Genomic DNA, 2,107 nt, shown 5'->3' with positions numbered 1-2,107 from the left:
CACCCGAGCCGCCACCGGCGTGGTCCGCAAGCTCGGGCCGCCGCGCGGGATGTCGCCGGACCAGGTGGGCACCAGCTCCGTCGCCCCGAGCTTGCGGACCACGCCGGTGGCGGCTCGGGTGACCGGGGTGGGCAGCGCGTGGGCGGTGTTGAGGGCGGCACGCACTCCGGTGATGGCACTCCCCCAGTGCCGGGCGGTGGTGTTGCCGAGGCGCTGGGCGGTGGGGCTGTGGCGCTGCGCGCGCAGGCGCTTCATGACCGCGCCGGTGTCGATGGTGACGGGACAGGCGGTGACGCACAGGCTGTCGGCCGCGCAACTGTCGACGGCCGCGTACACGTAGTCCGCCTCCAGGGCGCGGCGGCGCTCCTCGTCGCCGGCGGCGGTGGCCAGGGCGATCTCACGCTGCAGGGCGATGCGTTGCCGGGGCGTGGTGGTGACGTCGGCGGTCGGGCAGACCGGCTCGCAGTAGCCGCACTCCACGCACGCGTCGACGGCCGGGTCGACCGCGGGCACGCTCTTCAGGTCGCGCAGGTGCGCGGCCGGGTCGTCGGTCAGCAGGACGCCGGGGTTGAGGACGTCGTGGGGGTCGCAGAGCCGCTTCAGCTCGCGCATGACCTCGTACAGCTCGTCGCCGTACTGGCGGTGGACGAAGGGGGCCATGGCGCGGCCGGTGCCGTGCTCGGCCTTGAGGGTGCCACCGGCGTCCAGGACGAGGTCGACCATCGCGTCGGTGAAGCGGGCGTAGCGCTCGGTCTCGGCGCGGGTGTCGAAGTCCTGGGTGAGCATGAAGTGCAGGTTGCCGTCGCGGGCGTGGCCGAAGATGACCGCGTCCTGGTAGCCGTACCGGTCGAACAGGCCGATCAGGCCCTCGCAGGTGCCGGTCAGCCGTTCCATGGGGACGGCGATGTCCTCCAGGAGCGCGGTCGTCCCGGCCGGCCGTGCCCCGGCGACGGCCGTGTACAGGCCCTTGCGCAGGTGCCAGAGCCGGCCGCGGACGGCCCCGTCGCGGGTGAGCGCGGAGCCGGTGACCGCGGGCAGCCGGTCCAGGACCGGCCGGGCGGCGGCCACGGTCGCGTCGAGCGCTTCGGCGCTGTCCTCGGCGAACTCCACCAGCAGGGCGGCGTGGCGTTCCACCCGCAGCCCGCGCAGTTCCTCGACGGGGTCGGCGGCCTGCTGAGCGACGCGCAGGGAGGCGGCGTCGAGGAGTTCGGCGGTGCGGGCGCCGGCGGCCAGCAGCGCCGGGAGGGCGTCGGTCGCCTCGGCCAGGCCCGGCAGGATCAGCAGGCCGGTGGCGGTGTGCGGCAGCAGGGGGACGGTGTGGAAGACGGCCTCGCCGACGAAGCCGAGGGTGCCCTCGCTGCCGATCATCAGGTGGGCGAGGATGTCGGCGGGGTCGGTGTGGTCGAGGAACGAGTTGAGCCCGTACCCCATGGTGTTCTTCATCGCGAACAGCCGCTCGATGGTGGCGCGGGAGGCGGCCGAGCCGCGGACCCGGTCGCGCAGCCGCAGCAGCCCGGCGTGGAGGCCGGGCTCGTGGGCGCGCAGTGCGGCGTCCGCGTCGGGGGCGGCGGTGTCGACGACGGTGCCGGACGGCAGCACGAACTGCAGCGACTCCATGGTGCGGTAGGCGTTGTCCTGGGTGCCGCAGTTCATGCCGCTGGAGTTGTTGGCGACGAGCCCGCCGATGGTGCAGGCGCTCTCGCTGGCCGGGTCGGGGCCGAGCCGGCGGCCGTACCGGGCGAGCCGTGCGTTGGCCTGGCGCACGGTGAGTCCCGGCTGCAGGCGGATGCGCAGGCCCTCGTCGAGGACCTCGGCGGAGCGCCAGTGCGTGCGGACGTCCACCAGGACGCCGTCGCCCCCGGCCTGCCCCGCCAGGCTCGTGCCGCCGGAGCGCAGCGTGAGCGGGATCCCGGCCCTGCGCGCCCCGCCCATGAGCGCGCCGACCTCGGCGGTGGAGGCGGCGCGCACCACGGCCTGCGGGGTGAAGAGGTACGGCGAGGCGTCGTGGGCGGCAGCGACCCTGCGGGGCACGTCGGTGGAGACCCGGGAGGGGTCGGCCACGCACGCCGTCAGCCACGCGGCCGGGCCGGGGTCGGCGGTGCGGGAC

At 75.5% G+C, this 2,107-nt stretch carries 1 protein-coding gene; it reads right to left on the bottom strand.

Going from position 1 to position 2,107, the window contains the following annotated elements:
* The coding region (locus tag PV341_RS44820) for an FAD-binding and (Fe-S)-binding domain-containing protein (protein WP_500360998.1) at positions 1–2,107 on the bottom strand (2,107 nt) is incomplete at both ends.

It is taken from the genome of Streptomyces sp. PA03-1a (assembly GCF_033792805.1).
In the GTDB taxonomy this organism is placed as follows: domain Bacteria; phylum Actinomycetota; class Actinomycetes; order Streptomycetales; family Streptomycetaceae; genus Actinacidiphila.
Note: the sequence above shows the minus strand (reverse complement) of the source record. Positions and strands in the feature narration are given on the sequence as shown.